Annotated in this window: 5 protein-coding genes; 1 reads left to right on the forward strand and 4 read right to left on the reverse strand. The window is 39.2% G+C overall.

What is annotated here, in order from left to right:
* Window positions 1-125: 125 nt before the first annotated feature.
* The 4 genes from nrfD to nrfA all read right to left on the reverse strand — a co-directional run bounded on the left by nrfD (window position 126) and on the right by nrfA (window position 4026).
* Window positions 126-1091 (reverse strand): cytochrome c nitrite reductase subunit NrfD, encoded by a 966-nt coding sequence (gene nrfD, locus HMPREF3263_RS03705; RefSeq protein WP_005697900.1) that lies wholly within the window; start codon window positions 1089-1091, stop codon window positions 126-128.
* Entirely contained in the window at window positions 1088-1765 is a 678-nt protein-coding gene (nrfC, locus tag HMPREF3263_RS03710) for a cytochrome c nitrite reductase Fe-S protein (protein ID WP_005695543.1), read from the reverse strand. Before nrfC ends, nrfD begins: the two co-directional genes overlap by 4 nt.
* Window positions 1765-2430, reverse strand: a complete 666-nt coding sequence (gene nrfB, locus HMPREF3263_RS03715; protein WP_005695544.1) for a cytochrome c nitrite reductase pentaheme subunit — start codon at window positions 2428-2430, stop codon at window positions 1765-1767. Before nrfB ends, nrfC begins: the two co-directional genes overlap by 1 nt.
* A 72-nt stretch (window positions 2431-2502) precedes the next feature.
* Complete coding sequence (gene nrfA / locus HMPREF3263_RS03720; protein ID WP_176747770.1) at window positions 2503-4026, reverse strand: ammonia-forming nitrite reductase cytochrome c552 subunit; 1524 nt, start codon at window positions 4024-4026, stop codon at window positions 2503-2505.
* A 344-nt stretch (window positions 4027-4370) separates the two neighbouring features.
* On the opposite strand from nrfA, the gene HMPREF3263_RS03725 reads away from it, so the two are divergent.
* Window positions 4371-8153 (forward strand): ESPR-type extended signal peptide-containing protein (locus HMPREF3263_RS03725; protein ID WP_005697889.1); only part of this gene is annotated, 3783 nt, incomplete at its 3' end.

The following is an 8153-nucleotide window of genomic DNA, read 5'->3' on the forward strand; positions in this document are numbered from 1 at the left end:
TGTATTTTACAAAATGAGGTTGATTTTAAGCATGAAAAACATACGTAAAATTAACCGCACTTTAGCCTTCTAAATAAACAAAAGGCGTATTGTATACGCCTTTTGATTAAATAAGAAATTTATCCTTACGCAACGGTAAGTTGTCCTGCATACAAGATGAAGTAACGTAAGCAGAGAACCCCGATTAAGTCGAAGATTGACACAAGGATAATAAAGTTCTTGTTGTATTTTAAGCTGTCTTTTGCTGCAAGGTTAGCAAGTAGAGGAATGATGATACCAATTAAGAATACCCCAATCCAGAATACAGCCCCCCAGAAGCCGGAAAGTGCATTGTGTAATGCAACTACTTTCTGACCGCCACCAAAGTGTAGACCAACAAAGAAGCAGATTAATAAACCAAGTTCAGTTACCATAATTGGCACTTCGAATTTGTGAATGAAGTGTGATTCATGGCTATCACCTTTTAATTTACCTGCGATAAGGATAAATAAGAAGGTTGCAGCGATACCGGAAGAGGTACCTGAAGCCAAGAATAACGCTGGTAGAACAGGGTTATTTAACATTGGGTAACTGATCAATGCTGATAGTAAGAAACCGGTATAAGCCCCTAGCACAGCGGCTAAGATGAAGAGAATGATTTCTACAGGACCAGTTAAACGTTCTAATACATTGATAATTTTACCGACAAAACCAAGTTTTGGCATAAAACGTTGGATAAGTGCCATGATATCTTCTTTGAAGATAACGGCACACCAACATACCAAGAACAGCATATAAACTTGGAATAACATTACCCCCATAGACATTACAGAGTTGAATTGATAGTTAAACATCAATTTCCAGAATGTCCAAGGACGTGCCAAGTGGAAAATTAATAGGGTTAAACCAATTAATGTTGGCACAGAACCTAAAACGGCGGCTGCTCGGATAATCCAGTTTTTGCTTGGATTTTCTAATTTGTTACTACGTTTATAAGCAATCGCTAATTGTACCGCACCGGAAGAAATACCAAGTAAGAACAAATAGATAGCGATTGTTGAATCCCACACCAAATTAGGTGTGTGAAACGGAACAGGATAATCTAATGTCATCTTCTTGGCTCCCCGTGTTGGAATGGAATATGGTAAAGATTTGGTTGAGTACCTAATTCCACTTTAGTGCGATAAACCGGATTTTCTTTCACTTTGCGGGAAACTGCACTGCTTGGATCATTCATATCACCAAAGGTTAATGCTTTGGTTGGACAAGCTTCTACGCAAGCAGGTTGTTTGCCAGCTGCTAAGTTTGTATCGCGACAGAAGTTACATTTATCCGCAGTACGGTGTACTGGATGAATGAAACGTACGCGGTAAGGACAAACTGCAACACAGTATTGGCAACCTACACAAAGATCTTTATGCACATCTACGATACCTGTTTCAGGATCAATAAATGATGCACCGGTTGGACAAACTGCCACGCAAGGGGCGTTTGTACAGTGTTGGCAAGATTGACGGAAAAACTCGTATTCTTGATTTGGGAATTCGCCGTAAGGTTCACTACGGAGAATTTCCAAACGTGAAACGCCTTCAGGAACGTGGTTTGTTTCACGACAAGCATCCATACAAGCGGTACAGCCGATACAAGCTGTTTCGTCGTGTACCATTGCATAGCGTTTCGGTTTATCCGCCTTTTCCTCTTTCGCTAAAGAGGTAACTGATGTCCCCGTCATAAGGATTAATGCCCCCATGCCGGAAACAAAGTTTCGGCGTGAACAAGCTGTCATTATTTATCCTTTTGTTCGGTTGATTGCGTTTGTGATTGTGCGTCTTTTGCCGCTTTGCGTTTTTGTTGTTCGCCGTGGCAATCTACACAAAGTTTCACACGATTTTTCGGTTGAATACCTTTCATCGCATCATCTTTCGGGTGTAATGTGTGGCAGCTTGCACAAGGCAATTTCATTGCGTGAACATCGTGCGCCCAAAGTTTTTCACGAAGTTTTGCAGGTTGGTGACAAGCAAAACAAACTTGGTTTTGTTCTTGCGCGGTATACATTGGTTTTTTATCACCAAAGATATCGCCATCAAAACGCATCACATCTTTTGCACCACGACGGTGATCTTCCGAAATATTACCGTGACAGTTTACACAGTTAATTGGTTTACCTGTGTTAGGGCTTTTTTGATTTAAGTGTGCGCCGTGGAATTTACCAAAGTGTAATTCACCACCAGATTGATCTAAAGTTTGGTTTTTATCAACTTGGTCAAATTTGTGACATTTTGCACAATATTGGTTTGGATCACGTTGGTTATCCAATTGTGGCTCATAAGTGAGTTGAGAGGCAGGTGTTTTTGCCATCTCTTCCGCACTAGCAGCCATTGGCATTGCCACAAGCATTGCAAGCAATGCAAGGGATTTTGCCGATTTGCTGATTAAAGAAGTTAAATTCATTCTGATTACCTCAAATATATGGTTAAAAATGACCGCACTTCGACACTTTAGTTACAAAGTGCGGTTCTTTTTTTATTGTTTTGTTGCGGTATCTTCAGCTAATTTGCCATTGGCTTTCGCTTCTTTTACCCATTGAGGTACAACAGTTTCTAAGAATTCTTTTTTCGCTTTACGTTCTTTCTCGATATCAATACCCATTACTTTCCATGCTTTATCAGCTGTAGAAATATCTGGTACTTCAACCGGAGTTTTCACGCCATGTTTAGTTAAGATTGCTGCAAGTTTAGCACGTGCATCCGCTGCTTTATCGATACCAGAACCTAATACGCGAAGCATTACATCAGGTGCGTGCATGTGACCACCGTGACTTGCTGCTGCGTAGTCCCAACGCCATTGAGCGTGACGGATATCCATTAAAGCAGGTTCCATTTCTTCTTTAGTTGCACCTGCATCCCATGCCGCTTTCGCTTCAAAGTGAGCACGAACAACTTGATCTTCTAAACGACCCATTACATCTTTCACTTCTTTTTTACGTGAAGCAACGATATCTTTAAGTTTTTCTTTACTTTGATCGTGACAGTTTGCACATGTGGTATCAAATGCATCGAATGGGTTTTGGATTTGGTGGTCGGTGTAAACTTTACCGTCTTTACCTTGTACTTTAGGCATGTGACAGTCGATACAAGTTACGCCGTTTTTACCGTGCATACCTAAAGACCAAATTTCAAAGTCAGGGTGTTGAGCTTTTAACATTGGTGCTTTAGAAAGAGAGTGAGTCCAGTCACTGAAGCCGATATCATCGTAGTATTTTTCGATGTCATCAACAGTTTGACCATTGTTCCACGGGAAGGTTACTTGGTTTAAGTCGCCCGCGAAGTAGTATTCAACGTGACAGTTTGCACAGATTTCAGCACGTTTTTCAGTGCGAGCAGCTGTGTTAAAGCTTAAGTTAGCTTGTTCTTTACCTTCAGCTTTTGCTTTTGCTTGAAGTGCATTATTTAAGTGATCTAATGCACGAAGAACGTGTGGACGAGCAATACGTAATGCAGGTTTGCCTTCAGCAAAGTCTTTAGAGGTCGTATCGTGACAGTCAGCACAACCGATCGAGTTGACAATTTCTGGTCCACCTTTAGCCCATTTGGCACCAAAGTAACCATCTTCACCCCATTCTGCAATTAAACGAGGAACGTCTGGACCTTTACAAGTCCAACATGCCATTGGTTGTGGGCCATCATTTGCATTTTTGGGCGCACCAGTACGTAAAATATTACGTACATCTTCTACTGCATAAATGTGACCACGAGGTGCGTTATATTCTTTTGCGAAAGAATAGCCCCCCCATAACACGATTAAACGAGGATCTTGTTCATTAGCATAGATGATTTTGTCGCCTTTTTCAGTCGCTTTCCACGAATTGAATTGGCTAGGATATTTCTCAGCAAATTTTTCATTCACTGCTTCGATTTTTAAATTAGGGTTTGGTGCTTCCACAGGTTGTTCAACAGGCTTGTATACCATTTCAGCCATCGCTGAGTTATACACACCTAAAGCTGCGAAAGAAGTGGCCAAAACAAGGCTTTTTCTCAATGCGTTCACGATAATCACTCCATTAGGAAAGAATAAAAAAACAATTTTAAATGCGAACAATTCCTATTAAGCTTTTGAATTCACTCATAAAAATAGCTCAACGCAAGCATAAGATACCAAAAAGCAGTAGTTTTTATACGGTTTTTTTTCAAAAATTTGAGGTTGATCAACATTTCCAAATAAAATACCTCTAAAAGGGTATGTTTTGATGTGGGGGAGAATTTTTTGTTTAATTATTACCTAACGATGTCTTGCTCTTAAGTTTAATTACCTTATAATACGAACGTTTATTTTTGTTGAAAATTTATACATATATTCAATTTCCTTCTTTAACTTTATATTGGTGATTTTTTATGAACAAAGTTTTTAAAATTATTTGGAATAATGTGACTCAATCTTTTGTAGTAGTTTCTGAACTCGCAAGAAATAGAGGAAAGCTCAGCTCAGAAATGAAAAAGTCAAACGTGGTAAACCTTTTTAAATTATCCATTTTTACCATGTGTATGATGGGGGGCGCTTCCCAAGTACAAGCTAGATTTGTTGCTGGAGGCGTGGTCGATAGTAATGTTCATTCTACTGGCATTGCTATTGGTGATAGTAATTCAACTGCAACGAGCTATGATACTATCACAGTAGGAAACAGTGCTAAAAACCCGTATATAAATGGTATTGCAATTGGTAAGGGTGCCGGTACTCTAGGTTCGACCGCTGGAAACTATAATATTCTTATTGGTGCTGGAGCGCAGGTTGGACAAGATGATCGTCGAGTCAATCAGTCTATTGCGATTGGTTCTTCTGGTGGGAGTATAACTCCTGGAAGTCGAATCTTAAGTGCTTGGGCTAAGGGCGATCAATCAATCTCTATTGGGGGAAACACTCGAGCAGATGGTAATTCCTCAGTTGCTATTGGTGGTGACGATCTTGATCAGGCCGGTTCGAAAAGATATGTGGGGGCTGATAAATTTATAGATTATAACGACACTGGTGTGAAAACTGGAGAGTATGATCTAAATAATAAAACCCTTCGAGAAATCTATAATCGAATGACAGGGGATACTATGAATGCCTTCTCATATAAGGATACAGTATCTGGTGAAGCGTCTGTTGCACTCGGTGTTCAATCTGAAGCGACAGCTGATTTATCTACTGCATTGGGGACTAAATCTAAAGCTACAGCATTTGGTTCAGTAGCTCTTGGCGTAGGAGCTAAAGCTAATAAGCTCAATTCCGTTGCTATCGGTACGGCTTCTGTCACTGACAACGTAGGAAGAGCCTATGCGACTCGTACTATTTTAGGTGAAACTTATAAGTGGGCTGGTGGAGCAACCGTTGATGCCGGTGATGTAGTTTCTTTTGGTTCAAAAGGCTATGAGCGTCAGTTAATTAACGTTGCGCCAGGTGACATATCTTCAAATTCTACTGATGCAATTAATGGTTCTCAATTGTATGGAGTTCTCAGTTCATTAGAAAAAATTCGTTATTTTTCTGTGAAGTCTAGTGTAGCACAAAACCGCAATAATGATGGGGCGAGTGCAGCAGATGCGATTGCGATTGGACCTAATGCAAGTTCAACAGCTGATCGTGGCATTGCTGTGGGTTTAAATTCACAAGCCAGCCAACCTAATGCTATTTCATTAGGGTGGAATGCTAAAACCTCAGCAGTAAACTCAATAGCTTTAGGTACTAATGCTAATGCTTCGGGGATAAACGCATTAGCTTTTGGTACTAACGCGATTGGTAGCAGAGACAATACTATTGCGATGGGTGGTGCAAGTAGTGCTAGTGGTGATTCCTCTATGGCATTTGGTTTAAGTTCAAATGCATCAGGCGGACATTCTATTGCAATAGGGGAACAGTCTAATGCTGCTGTAGAACATTCTGTTGCTTTAGGTTCTCATTCTCAAGCAGGAGCAAATGCATTTGATGCAACATCTTCAACTGCGACATTTAAAGATGCTGCCGGTGCGGATACAACGATTAGATTTGCGGCAAACTCATCTACGTTAAAGGGAGCTTTTTCTGTTGGTAAGACCGGAGAAGAGCGCCAAATCCATAATGTAGCAGCAGGGCGTCTTTCATCTACGTCAACGGATGCTGTAAACGGTTCTCAACTTTACACGGTACTAAACAACAGTGGTTTTAATGTATTAGAAAATAATGCTTCTAAAGCGAGAATTAACAATAATAATGTAGTTAATTTTAAAAATGGCGCACAAACAACCGCAGTTGTAACGAAAACAGCAAATGGAACGGATGTGACGTTTAATGTAAATACGACGACAATTTCTTCTGATGCACAAAGTAATGCGTCTACTCCAAATAGAAATGCGATTGCAAATGCTGGTGATGTTGTAGATGCAATTAATAGTGTACGTAATAAACCAATTACATTTACAGGTAATACTGGAAGTACTACGAAAAAATTAGGTGATTCACTCGCTATCAAAGGTGATGGTACAGATATCACGAGTGCTGCAGATACAGATAATATTGTATTTAGATTAAATAAATCTAATACGGTTGTTGCCGGCGATAATAAAGTTGTTACGGGTGATGCAGTAAATACAGCAATTAATGCGATTAACTTAAATACCGCAGGCAATTCTGGTACTGGCTCAGTGAATCTAGCTACCCAGAGTTTAAATATTACTGGTACAAATGGTTTGCAAACAGAAGCTAAAGCAAATGGCATTGAAGTAAAAATTGATACTGCAACGAAAAATAAAATTGATAATGCCGCAAATCAAAGCCTAGATAATATTAACCCTGATGGCAAAAATGTGATTAAAGGTTTGGTTGATATTGAACATGGCAAGAATACGACCGCAAGTAGCCGAGATGTGAATGGAGTAAAAACCTTCAAAGTGGATGTGAATACAACCACGATTTCTGCTGGTAACGATGGACAAGTTAATACACCAGCTAACGGGGATGCTCCAGTGACAGCAACTTCTGTTGCAGAAGCAATCAATAATACTTATTGGAATGTCGTTGCAAATGACAATACCAAAGAAGCTGTTAAGGCTGGCAATACTGTTAAATTTATTGATGGTAAAAATATATCTATTTCTCAAAATGGTAAGGATTTTACTATTGCAACAAGTAATAAGGTAAGTTTTGACCATGTTGATGTTGGTCCTATTTCAATCGATAAAGATGTAGGGGTTAATGCTGGTGATAAGAAAATCACCAATGTAGCAAATGGAACAGCTTCAAGTGATGCAGTCAATGTTTCTCAGTTAAATGCAGCTAAAACAGAAGTTAAGGCGGGTAAAAATACAAGTGTTACGTCAGAAACCGGTGCAAATGGGCAAACTATTTATAAAGTAGATAGTGTAGATACCTCTGCAAATGTAACGACAACCGATGCGTTAACTGTAGAAAATAAAGGTGCCCAAAATGTTGGAGATGCTTCTGTAACTAACTATCATCTTGATTTATCTAAAAAAACAAAAGATGAGATCAAACAAGGTGTAGATGCAAATACAACGGTTACTACAAAAGGTTTAACATTCACTGGTGATAGCAGCAAATCAAATGTGAAAAAATTGGGCGATGAAGTTGAAATTACAGGTGATGATAATATTACGACTGAAGCGAAACCTAATGGTGTTCAAGTTAAGTTAAACAAAGTGCTTAACGTTACTAGCGTCAAAGCAGGCGATACGACTATCAACAATGATGGTTTAACTGTTAATGGTGGGCCAAGTGTAACTAAATCAGGCATTAATGCAGGCAACCAAAAAATCACTGGTGTTGAAGCAGGTACCGATGATAAAGATGCAGTGAATGTTTCACAATTGAATGATGTGAAAAAGGTGGCTAATAAAGGCTGGAATTTAACAGCTAATGGTACCAATAGCAGTAATGTTGCACCAGGTGAAACAGTTGATTTGAATAACACCGATGGCAATATTCAAATTACCAAAAATGCAACAGACGATAATGTGACATTTAATTTAAATAAAACAATTAATGTGACCAATGTTAATGCTGTAGGTAATGTAACAGCAGGTGATACTGTTTTAAATACAGATGGTTTGACTATTACTGGTGGTCCAAGTGTAACTAAATCAGGTGTTAATGCTGGTAATAAGAAAATTAGCAATGTCGCAGATGGTGAAGTTAATGCCAAT

Origin of the sequence: Haemophilus sp. HMSC61B11 (assembly GCF_001838615.1) — a bacterium.
GTDB classification, from domain to species: Bacteria; Pseudomonadota; Gammaproteobacteria; order Enterobacterales; family Pasteurellaceae; genus Haemophilus_D; species Haemophilus_D parainfluenzae_AD.

Bases quoted from the DNA above. Each gene is read 5' to 3' on its own strand.
- nrfD (WP_005697900.1), bottom strand. From the start codon at position 1,091: ATGACATTAGATTATCCTGTTCCGTTTCACACACCTAATTTGGTGTGG.
- nrfB (WP_005695544.1), bottom strand. From the start codon at position 2,430: ATGAATTTAACTTCTTTAATCAGCAAATCGGCAAAATCCCTTGCATTG.
- nrfC (WP_005695543.1), bottom strand. From the start codon at position 1,765: ATGACAGCTTGTTCACGCCGAAACTTTGTTTCCGGCATGGGGGCATTA.